Source organism: Paenibacillus sp. 2TAB23 (genome assembly GCF_052115165.1).
GTDB lineage: Bacteria > Bacillota > Bacilli > Paenibacillales > Paenibacillaceae > Pristimantibacillus.
In genome coordinates, this window is sequence record NZ_JBFRGD010000037.1 from 16637 (window position 1) to 39518 (window position 22882).

The following is a 22882-nucleotide window of genomic DNA, read 5'->3' on the forward strand; positions in this document are numbered from 1 at the left end:
GTATCCATCCCTTAGCTATATATTCGAATTGACTTCACTAATGAGGCGGTTGGTCAGGCTGCCTAAGCCTTCGATTTCAATGGTAACGACGTCTCCGTCCTTCAAATAAACCCGGCGATCCTCCGGATAGCCAAGGACGACACCCTCCGGCGTGCCTGTCAGAATAATATCGCCTGGCGTAAGCGTCATATGCTGCGAAATATAGCTCACAACCTCGTCGCAAGGGAAAATCATATCGGATGTATGGGATTGCTGACGGATCTCGCCATTCACGATGCATTTGATCTCAAGATTATTCGGGTCCGGAATCTCGTCCGCGGTTACAAGGTACGGACCGAGCGGACTGAAATCGTCGCAGCTTTTGCCGAGCAGCCACTGCTGGGTCCGCATCTGGAGATCGCGAGCCGACAGGTCATTGACGTTGCAGTAGCCGAACACATGCTGCAGCGCCTCATCCTTGCTTACATACTTAGCTGTCTTGCCGATGACAATGACAAGCTCCGCCTCATAATCCACCTGCGAGGTGACACGCTCCGGCAGCGCAATATCTTCGCGATGCCCCGTAAGCGTGTTATTGAACTTGTTGAATAGAATGGGATACTGAGGGATCGGCGCATTCGTCTCTATGGCATGCTTCCTGTAGTTCAAGCCGACGCAAATGATTTTATTCGGCCTCGTGACGCATGGCCCGAAGCGAACGTTCTCCTCGGCAATAAGCAATCCATCAAGGGTATCCGCCGACTCAAGCACGTGATCCGCGTATGCGGCCAACAAGGCAAGACTCTCCGCTCCGCCTTCAATTACAGCCATTACATCGCTGGAGATGCCCGCGCTCGGAAACCGTTCAAGCGCTGCATGAATATTAAAAATGCCTTCATTCCGTTTGATGCCCAGCTTAAACTGTCCTTCATGCTCTATCGTGACTAGCTTCATCTTGTCCCATCATCCTCTCGCTTCTCTTTCATCAAGCATCCTTGCCGAATACGACGCCTCCGTCCATATAGAGCGGGGAGCCCATCATGAAGGAGGACTCGTCGGACGCTAGAAACAGCACCCCATTCGCTACATCCTCCGGTTTTCCTAAATGACCGCTTAACTGCCTTGTTTTAATGGCCGCGATAGCCGCTTCGGGATCGTCATACGAGCTTTGCAAATACTGTTCGACGAACGGCGTCATAATCGTTCCCGGCAATATCGCGTTTACGCGTATGTTGTATTTGGCATAATCGACCTGCATGGACTTGGTCAGCGCCAGCACCGCGCCTTTGGTTGCCGAGTAGGATGCCCGCCGCGCCAGTCCAATCTCCGCGATGCAGGAGGACATGTTGATGATATTGCCGGATCTGCGTTCCATCATGTAAGGCAGCACATACTTCGACGGCAGGAATACCCCGCGCAGATTAACCTGTACCACGCGGTCCCATGCCTCCGGCTCAATCTCATGAATGGCACCGACACCGCTAATGCCGGCGTTGTTGAATAGAATATCGATTCCTCCGTAGGCTTGCATCGCGCTTTCGATCATCTCGCGTACCGAGCTGGGATCCGTAACGTCAGCGTGCAGGAACAGTGCGCTCCCCCCGCTTGCTTGGATGCTTTGAGCCGTTTCCAGCCCCTTGGCTTCATCGATGTCATTCACAATCACCGTCGCGCCTTCTCTGGCGAACAGCTCAGCGGTCGTTCTTCCGATTCCTGAGCCGGCTCCGGTCAGGAGCGCGATTTTACCCTGCAGTCTCATAGACATCCTCCTCTCCTCCGTTATCTGATCCGATATTCGTCGAAATAACGAGGAATGATTTCGGTAGACGCTCCCGGCATCTCCGGCAATACGTACTGTCCATTAACGACGGTAGCCGGTTCAACGAAAATGGATCTAATCCATGGAATGTATTCCAGCATGATCGCCCCTTGCGTAGCAGCTACCAGATGCTGATGAATCTGTCCCATATCGCCGACATGCGGACAGATCGGAATGTCGTACGAGGCTGCAAGTCCAGCGACTTGCTGCCATTCCGTAATGCCTGCAACCCGCGTCACGTCAACCTGGCAATATTCGATGGCGCCTTGATGGATATAATCACGGAAAGCATATTTCGAATACACATGCTCACCCAGCGCGATTGGTACGTTCAACGCGTCGGCCAGCTTCTTGTGGCCCATAATATCATCCGGGTTAAGCGGCTCCTCCAGCCAGAACAGATCAAATTCCTCCAGCTTCTTGCCCCACGTCATCGCCGTGTTAATGTTCCACTGCTGGTTCACGTCGATCATGAAGATCGTTTGGTCGCCAATCGCCTTCCGTACGGCCTTCACCCGGTCGTAATCCTCATGGGGATTAGACTTGCCGACCTTGATTTTGACACCGGTAAAGCCCTGCTCGACGATATCCGTGACGTCCTTAAGCAAACGCTCCTTCGACCAGTTCAGCCAGCCTCCGTTCGTGTTGTATGCTTTGATGCCCTTCGATTTATGACCGCCAAGATATTGCCACAGCGGCTTGTTTGACGCCTTCGCCATAATGTCCCAAAGCGCGATATCAACTGCCGCCAGCGCCATGTGCGTGATGCCCGCACGACCGATCCAGTGCATTTTGCCAAAACGCAGCGTGTCCCAAATTTCCTTCACCATAAAAGGGTCCTTGCCGATCAGCTCAGGCGCATAATAACGGTCAATCGTATCCACGATCATATCGTCGCCATGCGCGCAGGTTCCTGTATAGCCATAACCGACATAGCCCTCATCCGTATAAATGCGAACGCCTGACAATCCCCAATGTGTCGCAACATTAATGGCATCAGTAATCGGCGGGTCAATCGGCACATGCAGCACAAACGTTTCTACTTTTGTAATTTTCATCGTAAGCTCTCCCTTGATTTCGTTTAATAGCCGAGCGAGGCGCCGCCTTCGACGGGCAGGGCAACTCCGGTAATAAATGCTGCCTGCTCGGATGCCAGAAACAGCACAGCTTGGGCAACCTCCTCGGAGGTTGCAGGCCTTCCAAGCGGATGCATCGCATTCAGAGATTGGACCGCTTCGGCTGGATTCGGCTGCTGCCTCGTCCACTCGTCCAGCAGCGGCGTCATTACCCCTGCCGGGCATACGCAATTGAGCCTTACGCCATCCTGCGCATAATCCAGCGCAAGCGATTTGGTCAATGCGATGACAGCGCCCTTGGAGGCGGCGTAGATTGGATTCTGCCTCTGTCCGATAAGCCCGTTAAGGGAGGACATATTAACAACGCTCCCTTTTGACCTGCGCAAATGCGGAATGGCATGCTTTATCATCAAATAAACGCCTTTCACATTAACGGCATACAGCTGGTCAAACATGCGCTCATTAATCTCTTCAAGCGGCTTGGAGCAGATGACAGCCGCATTATTAAACAGCACGTCGAGCTTGCCGTACATCTGGACCGTTCGATCCAGCACGGCTTCAACATCTGTCTCCCGCGAGACATCCGTCTCCATCGCAACTGCGCGTGGAAGCCCTTTCAATGCTGGATAGCGCTTGCATAGTTCATCGGCCGAGCGCTGCCCCTCCGCTCCATTCCGATCCGCTACAATAACATGCGCGCCTTCCGCGGCGAACAGCTGCGCGCTTACCTCGCCGATCCCTGAGCCCCCGCCGGTGACAAGCACGACTTTATCTTTAAACCGCAAGAGCATACCTCCTTTTAACAGCCAGCATCCCACTATCGATTCATCTACATCTGTTGATAATTTATCCGTAATATTGCGTTAGGATCTATTCTTAATAATGCAGTTATTGTATCATTTACATACCATATCGTATTTGATTAACGATCCATAAATTTATCAAATCATCCGCTAAATTTCAGGAAACAGGAAGGCGAGGCTGGGCTGTTGTGAGAAACCTGAACGAAATGACCCCTCATGTCGGAGACTCGATGTACTACCTCTACGATGGAAGTTCGAACGAAAAGCTGCGGGTATGCAGCGTTTATGCCTTCCATCTTTTCACCGACGGGCCCGGAGAAATGGAGATTGACGGAAAACGTTACGCGATCGAGAACCGCACGCTTATCTTTCTAAGGCCCGGGGAGCAGCATGCCTTTCATATTTCGCCGGATCATCCATTGTCCTCGCATAATCTTTATTTCGATCTATGGAGCGAGGCTCAGCCTGTCTCTGCCAATCGAACCTTCATCTATGCGCCGGAGCCCTTCGAGCTTGGCGAGACAGCGTTGTCATTTCCTTGCGATGAGCTGGACAGCCTGCCCTCTGTCTTTTCTTTGCAGCCCTATCCGGAGCTGTATGAGTCGCTGGTCACGCTCTCGAAGCTTTACCATAACGCGGTGTATTATCGGACAGAGATGATGAACAGCCTTCTGTATGCATGGGTTCTCAGCTGGCATAACACCATCCATACGCATCAACCGACCGATTACCGAATCGTCCGCTTACTTGCCCATTTGAATGATCACCCCGAGCAGCGCGAGCCGGTTGAAACGTGGTGGACCTTCTGCGGCCTGAAACGAACCTATTTCCACGCGTTGTTTCTGCGCGAGACCGGACTGACGCCGAAAGCCTACCACCATAAGCTGCTCATGAGGCGCGCCTCCCATCTGCTTCTGGAGAGCGAGATTAGCGTAACCGCCATCGCCGAACGGCTCGGATACACCTCCATCCATCCGTTCACGCGGCATTTCAGTGCCTTCTATGGCGTAAGCCCCAAGCATTACCGCTTGCAGCCGCAATCCAGAAGCTGATTCCGTTTCCGAGCCGCCTGCCATCGGACAGGTCTCATGACCAATTCGTCATTCGAAGACGTACTTGAAGGCGCTGAGGAATAACATCTGTGCCAAAGAGCGTAGAGGAGCAAGCTCGTATGCAAAAAAGGCGGGGCAGCAAACGATGCTGACCCGCCTTTCTATTTATTCCGAATGTGCAAGCAGCGCAGCCGCTCCTTCATGCATAGGTTCCAGTCTAAGCGCGCGTTCCGCATATTGCAGCGCCTCTGCCTCCCGCTCCATTTCATAGCAGCAGATCGCCATGCTATACAATGTTTCGGCTGTCCCCTCGTGGCTGGCAAGCGACTTTTCATAAAAGTCTCCCGCAGCCTCGTACAGCTCCAGCTGATAAAGCTGCATCGCGCAAATAAGCGCTAAATCCTGCCGCTCATCCAGCGGATAATACCCTTGCCACATCGTAACCATGCCCTGCCTTAAATCCTCTGCTTCTTCTTCTCCGCATTCTTCCAGCAAAGCATCGATGCGGCCCGCGCTTTGCAGAAACAGCTGCGGATCAAAGCGGCCAAGGCGCCAGAAAGCCAGTATCTGCGAAAGCTCCAGCGTACCCAGATGCTCATCGAACCAAAGCTTTAAGCTGAAAAAATCATCAGGGCCGAAACGCTCGACATAGCGGCGATAGGCAAGGCGGGTCTGTATGAACCCCGCAGGTTGATCCACCATCAGTATGCAGCCCACATTCAAGTTTTTATAATGATGCTCAGTGAAATAAGTAAGTGCGCCTCTCTGCTCGAACGTATGCTGGATCGCATGGTAATTCGCCGTCAAGGAAAAGCTCCCGTGGTGAATCAGCTTAGGAGGTTCGGCGAATGCCCAGTTTTCGATCCGATGGTCGCCTTTGTCTGCCGTCAGCAGGACAAACCCTGATTGCGATAATTGCCCAAGCCGCTCTAAACACGCTAGTCCCGCAATGGGGAAAAGAATGTGCGAATCTTCAAGCTGCTCCCTATACAGCGCAATTACCTCTCGGTAAGGGTAGCTATCTTGTTCGTATTCGCCAGCTCTGCAATAATGGTATTCAGGTTTGAGTCTCCCCAGCCTGTCCTCGGATTCAGATTCGGCCTCCCCCTCTCCCACACTTAGGGAAACACGGCATTCATAGATTAGGCCCTCATCGACATAGATCAGCTCTTGCGGAATACTGTCAAAAAAGTAGTTGGCAATCAGAAGCAGCGGCTGCTCCAATTGTCCCGCGCTAATCGTTTCGCCCGATTCCGCCAAATGCAGTTCGCTATCCTTGGTCGCATCAAATTGCGCGAAGTCAAGCAGGCCTTGCTCTACGAATGGCATTAGGCTGCGATGCTGCTGCCAAAAGGTTATATTTTTAGCCGGTAAATCAGTCATGACATAACGAAACGGCGGAAGCGCCAATTCCGCGAACGCAACAAGCGCCGATAGCTCCTTCAGCACATGGAACGCCAGCTGGCCCGAGCCTGCCCCAAGCTCAATGATCGTAACCCTCTCCAAAATATTGCCCTGCGCCGCCCTGTCTTGAAGGAAGCCGAATATCATTTCGGCATACGCAGTCGCCATGACCGGATTGCTCGTAATATATTGCGGCACTTCCTCGCGCTGCCATGCCTTTATTCCCTGCTCTTCGAAATAGGCACGCTGCAGCTCCCAAATCGGCGCTTCACTAAACCGGTAAATTTGCTGATCGCGAATAGTCATTCCGTTTAACCTACTTTGCTTTATTTTTGCTTAAATGCCAGTCAGCTACAAAAAAAGCCTGCCTAATCCTGAGCGATTAGGCAGGCTTTCGGATAAGACGATTTAGAAAACCTTCGTCGTCCAGGATTCGCAATTCCACGTATCCGTCACGACATCGCGGTAAAACTCCGGTTCGTGGGAAATCAGCAGGATGCTGCCTTTGTACGCCTTGAGCGCACGCTTCAGCTCATCCTTTGCATCCACATCCAAGTGATTCGTCGGCTCATCGAGCACGAGCAGGTTCGTCTCGCTGTTGATCAGCTTGCACAGACGCACCTTCGCCTTCTCGCCGCCGCTTAGCACGGCGATCTTGCTTTCAATGTGCTTCGTCGTAAGACCGCACTTCGCCAGCGCAGCGCGTACTTCGAATTGCGAGTAAGAAGGGAATTCCTTCCATACGTCTTCGATACAGGTGCTGTAGTTGGTCTCCTTCATTTCCTGTTGGAAATAACCGACCTGCTGATGCTCTCCGCGCTGAACCGTTCCCGATATGGCCTGAATCTCGCCCAAAATGCTGCGCAGCAGCGTAGTCTTACCGATGCCATTCGCGCCAACGAGCGCAATTTTCTGTCCGCGCTCCATGCGCAGATCAAGCGGACGGGACAGCGGGCTGTCATAACCGATCACAAGCTCTTTCGTTTCGAAAATTAGCTTGCCTGATGTTCTTCCGTCCTTGAAGTTGAACTGCGGCTTTGGCTTCTCCTTCGCAATCTCGATGACGTCCATCTTGTCGAGCTTCTTCTGGCGGGACATGGCCATATTCCGTGTCGCTACGCTCGCTTTGTTGCGGGCAACGAAATCCTTCAAGTCGGCAATTTCTTGCTGCTGCCGCTTGAACGCTGATTCCAGCTGCTGCTTTTTCATCTCATGCACTTGCTGGAAGTACTCATAGTCTCCAACATAGCGGTTCAACTCTTGATTCTCCATATGATAAATCAAGTTAATAACACTGTTAAGGAACGGGATATCATGCGAGATAAGGATGAACGCATTCTCATACTCCTGCAGGTAACGCCTCAGCCATTCGATATGCTGCTCGTCCAAATAGTTGGTAGGCTCATCCAGGAGCAGAATGTCAGGCTTCTCAAGCAGCAGCTTTGCCAGCAAAACCTTTGTGCGCTGACCGCCGCTTAGATCGTTTACATCTTTGTCCAGCCCAATATCAGTCAGCCCAAGGCCGCGTGCCGTTTCTTCGATCTTTGCGTCAATCAGATAGAAATCCTGGCTCGTCAGCGTATCCTGTATGGTTCCTACGTCCTCAAGCAGCTTCTCAAGCTCCTCCGGCGTAACATCGCCCATCTTGCCGTACATATCGTTCATCTCCTGCTCCATATCGAACAGGTATTGAAAAGCTCCTTTCAACACGTCGCGAATCGTCGAACCTTTGCTCAGAACCGCGTGCTGGTCCAAATAACCGACGCGCATCCGCTTCGACCATTCCACCTTGCCGTCATCGGGCTGAAGCTTGCCAGTAATAATGTTCATAAAGGTCGATTTGCCTTCGCCGTTGGCTCCGATCAGCCCAATATGCTCGCCCTTCAGCAGGCGAAAGGATACATCGTTGAAGATCGCGCGATCCCCGAAGCCGTGACTTAATCGTTCTACATTTAATATGCTCATGAATGACACCTTTTCTTTTTTAATATTATCGTATTATTATAAACGTTATGAGGCATGCAACTCAACGTAGGATTCCATTCTATATCGTGTTTTTAAAATTTACAGGGGTCAACGCTGCTGCCGTCAAAACCTCGCAGGCATTCGGCGACGTAGTCTTATCGAAGACAAAGAAGAGCTGGCAGACTGCCAATCGCAGCCTATTTCTCTAGCATAGAGCTATTTGATCGGCAAGCCTTCGCCAATTCCGTTAACTGACGGCCAGATTTTGCATTAAGGAATCCACTTAACCATTCGAATAATTATGGAGGCATCACTTATGAAATTCCAATCCGTTATTGAGCTTGGCGGCAAGACCGCAACGGGCTTCGCCGTGCCTGAGGAGATCGTAGCAGCGCTTGGCACAAGCAAGAAGCCCGCTGTGACTATCACGATCAATGCTTACAGCTACCGTACCACAGTTGCCACAATGGGCGGCCGGTTCATGGTTCCTTTAAGCGCGGAGAATCGAAAAGGAGCTGGTGTCGCTGCCGGGGAAGAAGTTGCCGTAGATATTGAGCTGGACCATGCACCGCGTGAAGTTACTGTGCCAAGCGACCTTGCTGCCGCACTTGAAGCGGAAGCAGAGGCAAACGCGTTTTTCACGGGTCTGTCCTATAGCAACAAACGTCGGCTCGTACTAGCAATTGAAGAGGCGAAGACGGCAGAAACCCGCCTGCGGCGCATCGACAAAACGGTAGCAATGCTCAAAGAAGGTCGCGCGCAATAGACTTAAAAGCAAACGAGAGCTCCAATGATGGGCTCTCGTCTTGTTCGTTTAATCTATATTAACCGTAGAGCTTTGGGTTAGGACCGTATTTATTCGTGTTTGAATCGCCTTCCATAAAGGAGAATACCAACAGCACAATGGCACCAATAACAGGAACTACTCCGATGAATATCCAGAGTCCGCTTCTTCCAATGTCATGCAGCCTGCGGACCACTACCGCTAATGACGGCAGCAGCACCGCCAGCGAGTAAAGACCCGATATTACACCAGGCATACCCACGATCGATTCGACAATGACAAGCGCGATGGAGATAAGAGCATTCACGAGGAAAAACATCCAATACTCCAAGCGCCGTGCCCTGCCGGTAAACCCCACATAATTTTTCATGACTTCTGTGTACCAATGCATTTCTAGTCCACCCCAATTGATTATTCGTAAAACTTACATATCTCATAAATTTTACCTGTATATTATATCGGCGGGGCTTGAACCAAAATGAATATATAGAAGAGTTATCCTTCATTTACATATGTCGCAGGAAAACTATTGTTTGTTACACAATAAGAGATTTAGTATTATAAAATATGTAAATGATCTTTAGGAGGCATGCTTCCATGTCTACGAATTTAAAACGCGATCTAATCGCTATTATTCTAGCCGTGTTGATTATTGTTGGGATCTCCTTTAAGACTTTGTTTCCCGACGCATTCGCAAGCAGGCCCCCTCTGACTTTATCGCTCGAAGATGCGAGCAAGCGCTTAGAGCGAATTATTTCATGGGACGGAACGTATATAACCCGCATCGATAGCCAAGCCCTTGAACCYGTCGTATATGAAGCGTTAGCACATACAGTAAATGATTACGGAGCAGCAAATGATATTCTATTTGTTGCAGAATTAGTGGAGAAGTTTAATGACGGCGGTAGCGTGGAGCATTTACGAGAAGCGTTAGCGATAGTGGACGAAATAAGACAGCGAAACTTGTAAATAATGCCCCGCTAACTGACGCGGGGTTTTTGTTTTATTACGGCATAGGTAAGCGGCCTTTATGGAATCTAATTTTTTTGCAGGAATTCCAATAAATGCTTTTAAAGGATATCTAATTTGGAAAGTGTATCTCCAGTTTGAATATTCCTTGACAAGAATATTCAAACTGGAGTATATTTTAAATATAACAACGGCTAGCAGCATAAGAAAGAGGTGGCCTAAATGGAGATTACAACATTTAGCGCACTGGCCGAACCGAACCGCTTACGCATTGTAGAGCTGTTGCTTAACGGTCCGTTGACGGTTGGAGATATCGCCGACCGATTACAGCTTCGCCAGCCACAAGCCTCGAAGCATCTGCGGGTCCTGCTCGAAGCCGGGCTCGTTGAGGTACACGCCGACGCCAATCGCCGGAACTACCAGCTTAGCGCTGTCCCGTTCCAAGCCCTCGACTCTTGGCTCGGAGGCTACCGGCGAATGTGGGAAGAACGCTTTGATTCGCTTGATAAGTATTTGGAGAAGCTGCAAAGCTCGCAACAAAAGGATACCAAGCCTGACCAAAACTAAGGAGGAGTTACAATGTCGAACGCAATGATATCCCGAGTAGAAGGTCCTGTCCTCGTTCTAGAGCGCGTATTCAACGCTCCGCGCGAGCTTGTTTTCCAAGCATTCTCGCAGGCCGAGCATCTGAAGCAATGGTGGGGACCACGCGGCTGGGAGGTTCCGTTCTGCTCAGTGGACTTCCGCCCAGGCGGCGTCTGGCATTATTGCATGAAATGCGTGGACGAGAATCAAGGCGACTTCTTCGGTTTTGAATCATGGGGCAAGGCCGTCTATGAAGAAATCGTATCGAATGAAAAAATCATCTATGTCGACTTTTTCTCTGATGCAGAGGGCAATGTAACCGAAGGCATGCCTTCCCCTCATATTACGATGACCTTTGAAGCATTGGAAGGCAATAGGACGAAGCTTGTCAGCCGGTCGACTTACCCATCCGAAGAATCGCTTCAAACCGTTATGAATATGGGCATGGAGCAAGGTATTACGGAAACATGGGACCGCCTTGGCGAGCACCTGCAAGCCATTCAATAAACAGATACTATTTCACAAATAGGGCTGTGCGGAGAATCTAACTCGATCTCCTCACTGCCCTATTGTCATGTTACGGCTTTCTAGTGCCACATTATCTACTTGCCCCCTGGCTCTATTAGGCCATATTTCGTTTTGATACGATCCAGTTTTTCAAGCATGGGACGGGCGAGCACGAATAGAAACAACACCGTTGCAGATGCGTGTACGATGTCAAACCAGAAGCCGGACACATAGGAAGCAGCCAGCGCCTTCCAAGAAAACTCGGATGAGAACATCGTGACGGAGCCCGCGTTAATAATGCCGCCATATACAAAAAAGGTGGACAGCCCTCCGAATACGCATAGCGAAAGCTTGGTTTTCTTCAGCAGCCCCTTCTGAAACAAAATGCCTGCAAGGAAGCCAATAATGCCAAAGCAGAACATTTGCCAAGGCGTCCATGGTCCTTGCCCGAAGAAGAAGTTGGAAACGAACCCCGCGGTCGCCCCCACCAGAAAACCCGCTTCCGCGCCAAAGCTTACGCCTGCAATAATAACGATTGCCACAACCGGCTTAAACTGCGGCAGCATAAAAAACGCTGATCTTCCCGCAACGGCAATCGCAGCCAATACAGCTATGACGATCAGCTCGCGCGCCTGCGGCTTTCGTTTCTCGAACACGAGCGCAAACGGGAGCATCGTATACAAGACGATCAGGAGACTGATGAAATAATATTTCCGGTCATCCAGCACCACGATGCCGAATACAATCGTGGCCGGAATGACCACTAGAATAAGTACGGCAGCCAGCCACGTGCGGCGGCTGAGCCGGGTTCCTGCTAACGGCTTTTCTGGCATCGCTCAATTACACCCTCTATCGTTACGCCATCGCTCCATATATGCCTAGCCATTCGGTTTGCTGCCGTCGTATAGAAGCTATTTCCTGCAAAAAAACGGATTGCCGTGTTCGTCGTAATGATGCTGCCGTCAAAAAACATCGAGCATACCTCGCCGTATTTGGCACAGAACTCAACGTCATGCGAGACCATGACGATCGTGACCCCGCTTGCATTCAGCTTCTGAAGAAACCGTGCGAGCTTCTCCTTGAAGAAGCCGTCCAAGCCTTTCGTCGGCTCATCCAGCAGCAGAATCCGCGGCTCTAGGAGCAGAACCTTCGCGAGGGCAGCCCGCTGCTGCTCGCCTCCGCTCAAATCATAAGGATGCATGTCCAGCAGATGGTCCAGCTCCGCAAAGGCAACCATTTCATTGATTTTGCTTTCCTTCTCTTCTTTGGTCAACGCGGTCTGGGACAGCATTTCGTACAAATCCAAGCGGACGGTTTTTTTGACGAACAGCGTTTGTGGATTTTGCGGCAGAATGCCAACATTGTTCGTGAACAGCTCTTTTGCGTTCATTTTCAACGGATTTTTTCCGCCGATTAGAATCTTGCCCCGATAGGGCTGCAGAATGCCGCTCATTAACGATAGCGTTGTCGTCTTGCCGGTTCCGTTGCCTCCTACAAGGCAATAAAACTGCCCCGCTTCGACGGCAAAGGACAGATCCTTGATCACATCCGGACCATTCCTCTCATGCTTGAACCATACGTCCTTGAACTGAATAATAGGCACTGATGCCTGCTTCGGGCTTTCTTCGATGATGTCGATGACGACCGCCGTTTTGCCGCTCATATACGCATTAAGCCACTGCCGCCCTTCCTTTACCGTCACCGGGCATGGCAGGCTGCTGCCTACGCCGGCATGGATTTGCATAGGCGTCGGCATCGACAGAAACATCGGATGCTTCATGCGGCCTAGCGCAGCACCTACCTGTTCAGGCGAGCCCTCCGCGATGATTGCTCCCTCGTCCATGACGATCAGCCGGTCGGTAATCGGAATGATCTCCTCCAGCCGATGCTCGGTCATAATAATCGTAGTGCCAAGCTCGCGGTTGATCTTCTTTACCGTTTCCAGAAAATCCGATGCCGCAATCGGATCGAGCTGGGAGGTGGGCTCATCCAGGATGAGCACGGACGGATGCATAGCCATGATGGACGCCAGATTGAGCAGCTGCTTTTGTCCGCCGGACAGCTCCGATACATTTTTGCGAAACCAGGTATGGATACCGAAGAAGCTTGCCATCTCGGCAACGCGAAGCCGGATTGTGGCACTATCGCAGCCAAGGCTCTCCAAGCCGAATGCCAGCTCATGCCATACCTTGTCGGTAACGATCTGATTGTCCGGGTTTTGGAGCACGAAGCCGATCTCGGAAGCCTGCGTGCGCTGATCAACCTCCTCGATCGGCTGCCCGCAGAAATATATCTTTCCGCTTCGTTTACCATGCGGGGTAAGGATCGATTTCAGCTGTCTGAGCAAGGTGCTTTTGCCGCAGCCCGATTTCCCGCAAATTGTAATAAACTCCCCGCTCTTAATGGTCAAGCTTATATGCGAGAGTACCTCTTTCTCCTTCTCAGGGAAGGCAAAGACTACATCCTCGATTCGATACGTTTCCATTTGACTTCCTCCAGCACATTGATAATCACGGGCAGCAGGCCTAGTCCCAAATAAGCCATATACACGGTAAAGCTGAGCAGCGACTTATCTGGCACTTTAATTGAAGGGAAAAACCGCATCGTATTCTCGCCTAGAGCAGCGCCCGTTAATATGACCGCAATCAGTCCCAGCATAAGAACAAACACGAGCTTATCCCGGTTATCAAACCGAAACAACGAGAAGCTGGTTCGGCCCGGCAGCCCATAGCCTCTCGATTTCATGGAATCCGCCGTTTCTATCGCATTCTCCAATGCCCAGGTGGTCATAATCGACAGAATCGTCATCCCGTTGCGAGCTCTCGCGAGTATGCTGCCTTGCGATACATCTCTGCCGATGCATTTCTGAGCATTCGAGATCACCTTCAGCTGCGCGATATAACGCGGCACGAACCGCAGCACCATGGAGAAAATAAGCGAGAGCGCCGGCATGATTTTGCCAAATAGATAGATGAATTTATCCGAGGTCATAACCGCGTTATAACAAGAAAACCAAATAATGACCGTTACGAACATGCAGGCCGCCGAAACGCCATAAGCTATCGATTCAAGCGTAATCGGATTGCCGTTTTTCAAATAAAACAGGATCGTTACGCCGGCATGATTAAACAGCGGATTCACGATTGCAGTCACAAGCAGCAGCGGCAGCATGTAGAGCACATTGAAGGTAACCGCCTTTTTCCCGTTCAGCATAATCGAATAAAGTAGCGCGCTCGCAAGTGACGCCGCCTGTAGAATGGGATGCATGAACACCATGCCGAACAGGAGGACTGCCGCAAAATAAACAAAATTAACGATCGGATGAAAGCTCGAGAACCGGTCCTTCATTATGGCTTAGCCCCCGCCGCATTATCTCCGCCAACGTCCCTGCCGAGGTCACAGGTATATACCCAATCAATGACGTCGCCGTCCTTCAGCATGTAGCGGCTGCTGCCATAGTTCGGAAACCAGCCGTTCACCTTGTACATCCATCCACTCAGCTCGCCGCAATCGAATTCATAAATATTATGAATGCCTTCTATATAATTGCTGTTATATACAGGCGTCATTTCAAACTCCATATGGATTTTGCTCTTTTTCATTTCACGGAGCAGCACATCAAATACGGATTCCCCTTCGTAGAAGGTTACCTTTTGCGTCTTATAGATAATACCGTCCTTAGGCAGCACCTCAAGCTTATCTTCATCAAAAAGATCCATATTGCTCAGAATCGTATCCGCTCTGACAGACAGGGTAACGGTTAGCTTCTCGCTTTTGTCGATTGTGGCGTCCTGCCACTCCACGGGCTTCGGTTTCCCTTCCGGTACAGGTTCCGTCTGATATTTGTCCTTGCCTGTTTCCGGCTTTGCCTGCACTGGCTTGCTTGTTGCCTTTACCGGCGCCTTCGTAGGCGCTTTTGTCGGTGCCTTCGTTGGTGCCTCCGTTGGCGCCTCCGTCGCAGCGGCTTTGCCTCCACCCTCTGCCGGCGTTTGCTCCGGTTTCGTTTCGGTTTGCCCCTGCGGCGGGATATCATCTGCCGGGGACGCGGTTGGCTTTACCGTTTCCTCTGCCGGGGACCCGGTTGGCTTTACGGTTTCCGCAGGATCAGCCGTGCCCGTTGGAGCCGGCGTACCGGACTCCGGTTTACTGCTTGGCTCAGTCTGGTCTGGCTGAGCAGACTGCGTTTCTGCCGCTTCCAGCGCCTCGCTCGGAGCTGGAAGCGTTTCTTTTTTCGGGTAATTGCCGCCCCAAAAGAAAGCGATCGCGAGCACGCTGACAATGACAAGCGCCGCCAGCCATTTATTCCTGCTCATGCTTCATGCATCTCCTTAACGAACAAGGCAAGGGCCAACTCGCTCCCCTTGCCCTGTTCCCTTTAATGGTTACGCCACATCTCTCATATCGTAAAGACGCGTTTGTTTGGCAACAAAGCGATTATAGGCTACAAACGCATACAGCGCCTGATCCGAAGCCATCAGATCTACTTCGCCAGGCTTTGCGCCACCGTTATCCGTACCGCCCTGCTTGACGTGATAGAAGCCGCCGCTTGCCGCCCCGTAGCCTAACAAAGCTTCAACGGCAGAATGGCCGTTCTTCACAAAACGTGCATCTTGGTGCGGATCGATGCCCAGTCCAGCCAAAGCGACGATAACCTGCGCGATACTCTCCGAATTGGCTGATCCGCCGCTTGCAAAGCTGCCATCTGCCATCTGCGCCTTCGACAGCCATGCAACGCCGCGGTCTACGGCAGCTTTAACCTTATCATTCGTTGCATAATAAGGAGTCAGCCCTTGAATCGCCATTGACGTAATATCTGGGTCTGCAGCGGTTGAATTCGCTCCTAACGCCCAGCCACCATCTGTAATCTCTCTGCCCAGAATGAAATCAATAAGCAGCTCTCTCGTTGTCTGCTTCTTGGCACCTGCGACTACCGGAATATCATAGGCTTTGCTATCCAACGCGACTAGCGCAAAGATCGGGCCGTTAATCCCTTGTTTAATGACGGTATCGTAATCTGCAAGCGGCTCAAGCAAGTTATATCCTGCTACTTGATCTACGCTTTTGCCAATAGCCGTCAACGCCAGAATAACTCGGTCGTATTCCGTATATTTCACGTTGTGCAGCTTGCCTGACTGTTCCTTCAGCGTCTGCTCCACGTTAGCATAATACTTTGCATAATAGCTGTCCGGTACGCTTATCTCCGAACGAGCGAGACCAAGCACTGTCCAATCGCCGCCTACGCTCGCAATGGTCGGATTGCTCACCGCATTCTGCATAAAAGCTGCCGTTTGGGCAATCTGTTTCCGCACAGCCTCCTGTGCGCTTTGATCCGCATTCGTGTCTTCAGGCTTGTTGATGATGTCAAAATCATAAGCTCTCATGGCCGCAACGGCTGCCATCTCTCTCGTCACCGTTGCCTTCGGCAGGAATCCGCTACGATCACCTACCATCAGCTCGGAAGCAATTGCAGCTTCAATATCTGCTTTGGCCCAAGCCGAAGCCTTATCCAAATCTTTGACAGCATCTGCCGGCTTTGCACTCGCAATCCCCAAAGCCCGAACCAGCGTTGTCGCCATCTGCTCGCGTGTGATGCTGTCATTCGGACTGAATTTTTGATTGAAGCCGGTCATGTAGCCGGCATGGCTAGCTGCCGTCACATAGGGGTAGAACCAATCTGTCTTCGCCACATCCGTAAAGGCGCTAGCCTTGCCGGAGGCCGTATCCAGGTTCATCACGGCTGCGAGCATTTTGGCAAACTCCGCGCGTGTTACCGCTGCTTTAGGATTGAATTTCCCGTTGCTGCCCTGCACAAAACCGTTTTGCGTCGCTTGGCCGATTGCATCGAGTGCCCACTTTGAGATTGTATCCGCGTCTTTGTAGAGAGCATCCAGCGCCAAGCTGCTGCTAGCCGTATACGTGACAAAGCTCGCCGTTTGATTCGTTTTAATATAAAGGTCGTTTCCTTTCACGAACGCATAAGCTTTTTTGTCGCTTCCGATCGTTGCTTGAACACCTTTTTCTTCTGTCGCATAGATCGAAATTGCTACGTATTTATTATTCTCCACGACGCCTGCCAACTGGTTTTTCCCGTCTTTGACGATGATCGTAAACGGTTTATCGAATCGCACGGCGCTCGCTTCGCTGCCGATCGTAAAGGATTGATTCCCACTGCCGAACTTATCTTTGCTGCCGACCGCTCGGTTAATGAGTTCCTCCACTGTAGCTTGCTTCGCATCCAAGGCGGTGAACAACTCCACGTTCGTCTCCCCCGAATTCAGCTTCGTACCTTTGTCGATAATGAAAGAAGCGGCTCCTTTCACGACCGTAACCATCGGAATGCTTTCTTTAACGTCGCTAACATTCAAAATAACCTTCTTCTGGACATCTCCGATATTAATCGTAATATTGTCGGTATCCAGCTGTGATTTGGTCAGGCTGACTACATAATTCTCCGTAAGTCCTTTAGGCACATTAATGATTGGGCTGCGGTCATATCCGCCTGCATCTAAATCTATGCCTAAATTCGTCGTATAACGCCATTGAATCCGATCGCCTGGCTTCAGTGTATATTTGCTTGCCCCGTAATCCGGATAAATACCATTGACATTGTACATCCAGCCGCTGTCTTGGCCATGGTCAAATTCTCCATCTCCAGCTATGGTTTTCACATACACGCTTCCGTACGTTTCATTCCAGTCAAAGTCAAAACTAATTTGAGCTGCATCCAGCGTTCGCTTTAATACCGTCCATACCGTGTCTCCTGCTTTCAACTCTACGCTTGCCGAAGGCAGCACGTAACCCTTGTTAATCGCAAGCTTATCCACCGACTGGGTAACATATTGTGTAGGCTGGGAAGGTGCTCCATTACCTCCGCCCGGCGCCTCCAACACACTGGTAGCATAGGAAACAAAGTCCGTAAAATGCTTTGTTTTTACAATCAGGTCATTCCCGCTGTCATATGCATATTCTCTCTCTCCCGCTTCAGCGCCGAGAGCATCGCTTTCGTATTTTTGAATCGCATGAACGGCTCCGCCTTGGATATAAGCAGCATCCTTGCCGCTATGGCCAGCAAAGACCAGTGTTACATATTCGTTAAACTCGACCATGGATCTGCCGCCCATTGTGAAAGCTTCAGCAATCTCGCTAAGCTTCCTGCCCTCGGCAATGAGTTCGGCTAATTTATTTTTCAAAGTCGAATTGGCAGGGTCTAACGTCGTAATCAGCTCTAAAATATTGCTGTCGCTGCCAATGATTTTGGCACCCTTCGGAATAACAGCTGTGACGCTGCCCTTCTTAGCCTCGATTTGAGGCAGGCTGCTGTTCAAAGGCAAATGGACGCTTACGCTGCCATTTTTTTGTTCCGGGATTTCAATCGTTATTTCCTTGCTTTCATTTCCCGTCGGCACGGGAACCACATAGTGGACTCCACCATCCGGAACAGCAATGCTCGGTTTCTCTCCGGCAGGCAAAGGAAACTCCATTTCCTGCGAATCCTGCAACTGAACATCCGTCATGTCGTAAAGACGATTCTCGCCTTTCAAATACCGATCATAGGAAACGAGCGCATACGTGCCTTGGTCGGTAGCCATGCCGTCTAATTTGCCCGTAGCCACATGCTTAAAGCCCCCGCCTTCTACAGAAAAGGCTAGCAGCGCGTCGATCAGTGATTTATTATTTTTAATAAATCTCGGGTCGGCATGCGGGTCAATCCCAAGGCCTGTAAGAGCAACGATCACCTGTGCGATACTCTCACTGCTTGTCGAACCGAAATTCGTATAGCTGCCTTGTGCGTTCTGGGTGGCGGAGAGCCACTGCACCGCCCTGTCCGCAGCCGCTTTTACAAGAGAGTCCGTCTCGTAGTAAGGAGCAAGGCTTTGCAAAGTCATCGCGGTAAGATCGACGTCTGCTCTCGTTGTGCCGAAGCCCCAGCCTCCAGCATCCATCGCATCTTTCTTAACCTCTTGATTCAAAATATATTGAACAAGCTTTTCCCTTGTGGTCTGCACCGCAGCGCCTTCCGCCAATGGAACCTCGTACTGATGGGTATCCAAGGCAATGAGAGCAAATACAGGACCGTTAATCCCTTGTTTGATGACATAATCAAAATCAGCGAGCGCTTGTGAAATATCGTAGCCCGCCACGCTATGTATGTCTCTTCCAATAGAGGCGAGCCCCATTATCAATCGAGAGTGCTCCGTACTTTTGCTATTATCGAGCTTGCCGCCGTATTTCAGCAAGAGTGCTCTTACTTGCTCAGTCACATTATAGTAGTAAGAATCATAGTATTTATCCGGTACGGGGTAATTGGCGCGTGCCAAGGATATGACAGACCATTCGCCCGCACCCGTTCCAAACTTCGGACTTTTGACCGTCTTCACTAAATAAGCAAGACTTTTCTCAAGCTGCTCTGCGGCTGCTGTGCTCTGCGCGAATGCGTAATGAACCGTATAGCTTTCCTCTGCACGGTTACCAGCCGTATCGATTGCCGTTAACGTAATGACATTGTCGCCTGGCTGCAGGGAAACCGTGTACGTCTCATCCTTGGCTGTGATCAGATCACCGTTTAGATTAACTGCCAGTTGTACAGCCGGATCTGCTGTGTCTACAGCTGATGCCATAAAGCTAAGCTTGCGGTAAATCGCTTGCTGCTGATCGACTAAGCCAGTAGAGCTAATAATCGGCTTTTCTATGTCCGCAGCAATGTTCAGGCTCGACAGAGCAGCGTCTTCATCTTCCTGGCTATTCTCCGTATGTTCCAACACATCGTAGGCATGCTCGTGCGCATCCTCCGCTGCATAGGAAACCTGGCTATTGGCTGAAAGCATTGTCATAAACACACTTACAAGTAACAACCATGCAATAAATCGATTCGTATTCATGATGAACTCCCCTTCCTATTCGTCCAAACGATTTATGAAATAAAGCTATACAAAAAAACCTCTCACCGTTAATGGTTAAGAGGTTTAATAGATTATACAGCTAACTATTGCATGCACTAATAAACACCTCCCTATCCATCGTAGAGTTAACGGTGTAATGAAAACAGGCAGGTATTCTGGCTCGGGATCAACATCCTTGCAGCCTTGCCGGTTTCCCAGCGGCGTCCTTGCAAAGACTCCTCCATTACAGTGGCGGGACCGCGCAGGAATTAAACCTGCTTCCCTTTTAACCAATCCATGGTTTTCTTGCTTAGCTCCATCATTGGCACCTGTTTCTTCTATGAAATTTTCTTGCTCATCATACCGAATATTTACTCGTTTGTCATGTTAAAGTTTGTGGACGCGCCTTCGGTAACACAAAAAATGAGGGTGCCCGCGGGCACCCTCTGATGAAACGGAACGATATGCAGCTAAACGTTCAAATCTTACAATTAAGCCGCTTCCGAAGCCCGATCCTGCTTCTCTTTGCCGCCTGATACGAACCAGCCGATAACAGCAATCAGCAGAAGCACAACATAGAACGTCACTTTCCAACCTGTCGATTCCGCAAAATCATGCGGGATTACGTGCAGTGATGGATGTGCCAGCGTATGTACCGCCAGCTTGACGCCGACCCAGCCGACGATGAAGAACGCTGCGACTTCCAATGCAGGTCTGCTCTCCAGCAGCTTCACGAACATATTCGCTGCAAAACGCATAATGACCAGACCGATAAAACCACCAAGGAAAATTACGATAAAGTGACCGCCATCCATGCCTCCGATTTTCGGCAATGTTGTTGCCGGCAAAGCGACGGCAAGCGCTACGGCTGCCAAGATAGAATCGATTGCAAAAGCGATATCCGCGATTTCAACCTTCAAGACCGTAAACCAGAAGCCGCTTTTCTTCGGTTCCTTACCCGAGCTCTTGGCTACGGAATCGTCGGCTTTTTTCACGATGAGCTTACGGAATATGTGGTTGAGCGATATGAACAGAAGATAGAGCGCTCCGATCGCCTGCACCTGCCAGACATCCACCAGAAACGAAATCGCAAACAACGAACCAAAACGGAAAACAAACGCGCCTGCCAATCCGTAGAACAACGCCTTCTTACGTTCAACTGGCGGCAAATGTTTAACCATTATCGCCAGCACTAGCGCGTTATCGGCTGCGAGCAAACCTTCCAACGCAACCAATACGAGCAACACCCAGCCATACTCCATTAACAAACTTAAATCCATTTGACATCCTCCTAAAATAAAATGATGGGCTTGCCATCTGACTCCCAAACGCCAAGAGACCTTTGCCTTGTTAGGCAAAGGTCTCGCTAACAATGCCTTTATCGGCAATGCCCATAAAGCCGGAGAACTTCCATTCTCGTATTGACGACTTTTATGTGACAGCTACTCCCCATTTGCGTATGGGTTAACTATTCAGTTGCGATAAGGCATCTTGCGTAAAGCGTCTAATAAAAGGTGATACGGGGTGCGGACAACATTGGTTTCATGATTTATTGGTTAATTTCAAACATTCTTCTCTTCGATAAGCAGATTCTTGCTCAAGATTCAAATCCTCTATACCGAAATGGAGTCGATCCACTACTATCAAGCATGTCCAAATATACCGTTATTTAATAGCTAGAAGTAAAATTTCACCATTGTTGCGTTCAAGTTCTCTCTAAATACGCAGCAAGTTGATCGAAGGTTGCGCCGAAACCCTGCTTCATGGACTCGTACATACCGAGGTAGAAGTTCAATTCCTCCTCCGGCACGTTGATAGGCCCTCCGCGAAGAGTGATCACTGTTGTATCATCTATTTCAGTAAAAGTCAGCGTATTGTGTATTTCCAGCGGAAACGATTCTGCGAATGGGGCTCGTACGATATTGCCTTCTGAATCGGAGAAACAATTACCGTATACAATCTTGTCCGGTGCTTCAATTTCGTAATAGACGAATTTGCCCCACATTTCGTGACCGTCAGGAGATTTCATATTGTAGTGAAATGATCCGCCTGGGCGGAAATCCATCTTAGCAACTTCTATTTTGAATCCTTGCGGTCCCCACCAGTTTTTCAAATGTTCCGCCTCCGACCACACCTTAAACACCAGATCGCGCGGAGCTTTGAATGTGCGTGTAACGACTAACTGATTGTTCTCCATTTTAATTGACATGCTTTTTATCTCCTTTATTCTGCTATTTGAAATACCCCATACATCGATATACCGGAATCAACTGAAACGCCCTAACATGAATCATAGAAGACTCCGATCATAGCAACTACAGCTATACTAGAATCTTATTCCATTAGAATATACTCTATATTGAATATTCCTGTCAAGGAATATAGTTTTGATTTTTGAATATACCTAGCATCACTATTTGTTTCAGGTGATGTTTGGCTGACCGTTGTTCAAGCGTAGTTACATACTTCATTCAATAGGGTCTAGCTGGATCAGATTCTTCGATTACCTCTATCCTTATCCTAATATTGCTTATTATTCATTCTAGGGGTCATATTACGATGGAATTATTCATAGTGGGAGTTATTAATAAAACAAAAGAACCCATCACTTAAGTCAATTTTGGAAATTCCAGTTCCACATGTTACGTTATATAGGATTAGAACTAAGAACCCTCAGCTCCACTTTATAGTGGTGTTGAAGGTTCTTTGCACATATATGAGATTTGAATACCATGGTTACCCTTTGGGGACAGCCACTTCTGCTAGCCCACATAAATGCAATAGTCATACCTAGGAGCTTCAGCGAAGATCGTAATGGTGTTTTTCGAGTTATTATCTAGCTTGGTTCTAGCTTGGTCTGAGTACTCGTGTAAGCTACGCTGCACAAACTGCAATAGAACCCCTTCAGGTGACGGAACTGACCCCTGCTAATGAGACAGGGATAAAACACCTAACTAACATGCCAGTTGCCGATACTGAATCGGTGACTGGTTATTTAGTTTCGCTTGAATACGAATATGGTTATAATAATGAATGTAATCTTTGACTATCTGTATCACG

The 22882-nt window shown here is 49.8% G+C and carries 20 protein-coding genes and 1 riboswitch; of the genes, 5 read left to right on the plus strand and 15 right to left on the minus strand.

The window, feature by feature from the left end; translation table 11 throughout:
* Positions 1 to 15 precede the first annotated feature (15 nt).
* The 4 genes from AB4Z29_RS30690 to AB4Z29_RS30705 are packed head-to-tail and all read right to left on the minus strand — an operon-like array spanning position 16 to position 3659.
* Positions 16 to 933, minus strand: coding sequence for a fumarylacetoacetate hydrolase family protein (locus AB4Z29_RS30690; RefSeq protein WP_441946698.1), 918 nt, complete (start codon positions 931 to 933; stop codon positions 16 to 18).
* Between the two features lie 31 nt (positions 934 to 964).
* Positions 965 to 1738 carry an SDR family NAD(P)-dependent oxidoreductase gene (locus AB4Z29_RS30695; protein WP_441946716.1) on the minus strand — a complete coding sequence of 258 codons (774 nt, stop codon included), beginning with the start codon at positions 1736 to 1738 and terminating at the stop codon, positions 965 to 967.
* A gap of 20 nt (positions 1739 to 1758) precedes the next feature.
* Positions 1759 to 2856 carry a mandelate racemase/muconate lactonizing enzyme family protein gene (locus AB4Z29_RS30700; protein WP_441946699.1) on the minus strand — a complete coding sequence of 366 codons (1098 nt, stop codon included), beginning with the start codon at positions 2854 to 2856 and terminating at the stop codon, positions 1759 to 1761.
* 23 nt (positions 2857 to 2879) lie between these two features.
* On the minus strand, positions 2880 to 3659 hold the full coding sequence (locus AB4Z29_RS30705) for an SDR family NAD(P)-dependent oxidoreductase (RefSeq protein WP_441946700.1): 780 nt from the start codon (positions 3657 to 3659) through the stop codon (positions 2880 to 2882).
* Positions 3660 to 3865: 206 nt separating this feature from the next.
* Here AB4Z29_RS30705 and AB4Z29_RS30710 point away from each other — a divergent pair, with 206 nt between their 5' ends.
* Complete coding sequence (locus tag AB4Z29_RS30710; RefSeq protein WP_441946701.1) at positions 3866 to 4729, plus strand: helix-turn-helix domain-containing protein; 864 nt, start codon at positions 3866 to 3868, stop codon at positions 4727 to 4729.
* A gap of 165 nt (positions 4730 to 4894) precedes the next feature.
* Here AB4Z29_RS30710 and AB4Z29_RS30715 read toward each other — a convergent pair whose 3' ends face one another.
* Both AB4Z29_RS30715 and AB4Z29_RS30720 read right to left on the minus strand, forming a co-directional pair.
* On the minus strand, positions 4895 to 6439 hold the full coding sequence (locus AB4Z29_RS30715) for an SAM-dependent methyltransferase (RefSeq protein ID WP_441946702.1): 1545 nt from the start codon (positions 6437 to 6439) through the stop codon (positions 4895 to 4897).
* A gap of 102 nt (positions 6440 to 6541) precedes the next feature.
* Positions 6542 to 8098: an ABC-F family ATP-binding cassette domain-containing protein gene (locus AB4Z29_RS30720; RefSeq protein ID WP_441946703.1), complete on the minus strand. Its 1557-nt coding sequence runs from the start codon at positions 8096 to 8098 to the stop codon at positions 6542 to 6544.
* Between the two features lie 316 nt (positions 8099 to 8414).
* Between AB4Z29_RS30720 and AB4Z29_RS30725 the strand changes: the two genes are divergently transcribed.
* On the plus strand, positions 8415 to 8864 hold the full coding sequence (locus AB4Z29_RS30725; protein ID WP_441946704.1) for a YdeI/OmpD-associated family protein: 450 nt from the start codon (positions 8415 to 8417) through the stop codon (positions 8862 to 8864).
* 58 nt (positions 8865 to 8922) lie between these two features.
* Here AB4Z29_RS30725 and AB4Z29_RS30730 read toward each other — a convergent pair whose 3' ends face one another.
* Positions 8923 to 9273 (minus strand): DUF805 domain-containing protein, encoded by a 351-nt coding sequence (locus AB4Z29_RS30730; protein ID WP_441946705.1) that lies wholly within the window; start codon positions 9271 to 9273, stop codon positions 8923 to 8925.
* A gap of 206 nt (positions 9274 to 9479) precedes the next feature.
* Between AB4Z29_RS30730 and AB4Z29_RS30735 the strand changes: the two genes are divergently transcribed.
* The 3 genes from AB4Z29_RS30735 (at position 9480) to AB4Z29_RS30745 (ending at position 10943) form a co-directional block, all read left to right on the plus strand.
* Positions 9480 to 9851, plus strand: coding sequence for a hypothetical protein (locus tag AB4Z29_RS30735; protein ID WP_441946706.1), 372 nt, complete (start codon positions 9480 to 9482; stop codon positions 9849 to 9851).
* A gap of 222 nt (positions 9852 to 10073) precedes the next feature.
* Entirely contained in the window at positions 10074 to 10418 is a 345-nt protein-coding gene (locus AB4Z29_RS30740; RefSeq protein ID WP_183565162.1) for an ArsR/SmtB family transcription factor, read from the plus strand.
* Between the two features lie 12 nt (positions 10419 to 10430).
* Positions 10431 to 10943 carry an SRPBCC domain-containing protein gene (locus AB4Z29_RS30745; RefSeq protein WP_441946707.1) on the plus strand — a complete coding sequence of 171 codons (513 nt, stop codon included), beginning with the start codon at positions 10431 to 10433 and terminating at the stop codon, positions 10941 to 10943.
* A 95-nt stretch (positions 10944 to 11038) separates the two neighbouring features.
* Here the strand turns inward: AB4Z29_RS30745 and AB4Z29_RS30750 are convergent, their stop codons facing one another.
* From AB4Z29_RS30750 to AB4Z29_RS30785, 8 genes are all read right to left on the minus strand, one after another.
* Positions 11039 to 11776 (minus strand): ECF transporter S component, encoded by a 738-nt coding sequence (locus tag AB4Z29_RS30750; RefSeq protein WP_441946708.1) that lies wholly within the window; start codon positions 11774 to 11776, stop codon positions 11039 to 11041.
* A complete protein-coding gene (locus AB4Z29_RS30755) occupies positions 11758 to 13428 on the minus strand; it encodes an ABC transporter ATP-binding protein (RefSeq protein ID WP_441946709.1) in 1671 nt (556 codons plus the stop codon). Before AB4Z29_RS30755 ends, AB4Z29_RS30750 begins: the two co-directional genes overlap by 19 nt.
* Positions 13401 to 14291 carry an energy-coupling factor transporter transmembrane component T gene (locus tag AB4Z29_RS30760; protein ID WP_441946710.1) on the minus strand — a complete coding sequence of 297 codons (891 nt, stop codon included), beginning with the start codon at positions 14289 to 14291 and terminating at the stop codon, positions 13401 to 13403. The genes AB4Z29_RS30755 and AB4Z29_RS30760 overlap by 28 nt, the downstream gene beginning before the upstream one ends.
* Entirely contained in the window at positions 14291 to 15256 is a 966-nt protein-coding gene (locus AB4Z29_RS30765) for a DUF4430 domain-containing protein (RefSeq protein ID WP_441946711.1), read from the minus strand. Before AB4Z29_RS30765 ends, AB4Z29_RS30760 begins: the two co-directional genes overlap by 1 nt.
* A 69-nt stretch (positions 15257 to 15325) precedes the next feature.
* Positions 15326 to 19822, minus strand: a complete 4497-nt coding sequence (locus AB4Z29_RS30770) for an S-layer homology domain-containing protein (RefSeq protein WP_441946712.1) — start codon at positions 19820 to 19822, stop codon at positions 15326 to 15328.
* A 149-nt stretch (positions 19823 to 19971) separates the two neighbouring features.
* A riboswitch (cobalamin riboswitch) is annotated at positions 19972 to 20170 on the minus strand.
* Positions 20171 to 20313: 143 nt separating this feature from the next.
* A complete protein-coding gene (locus AB4Z29_RS30775) occupies positions 20314 to 21102 on the minus strand; it encodes a TerC family protein (RefSeq protein WP_441946713.1) in 789 nt (262 codons plus the stop codon).
* Between the two features lie 425 nt (positions 21103 to 21527).
* On the minus strand, positions 21528 to 22031 hold the full coding sequence (locus AB4Z29_RS30780; RefSeq protein WP_441946714.1) for an SRPBCC family protein: 504 nt from the start codon (positions 22029 to 22031) through the stop codon (positions 21528 to 21530).
* 745 nt (positions 22032 to 22776) lie between these two features.
* Positions 22777 to 22882 (minus strand): IS3 family transposase (locus AB4Z29_RS30785; protein ID WP_441944359.1); only part of this gene is annotated, 106 nt, incomplete at its 5' end.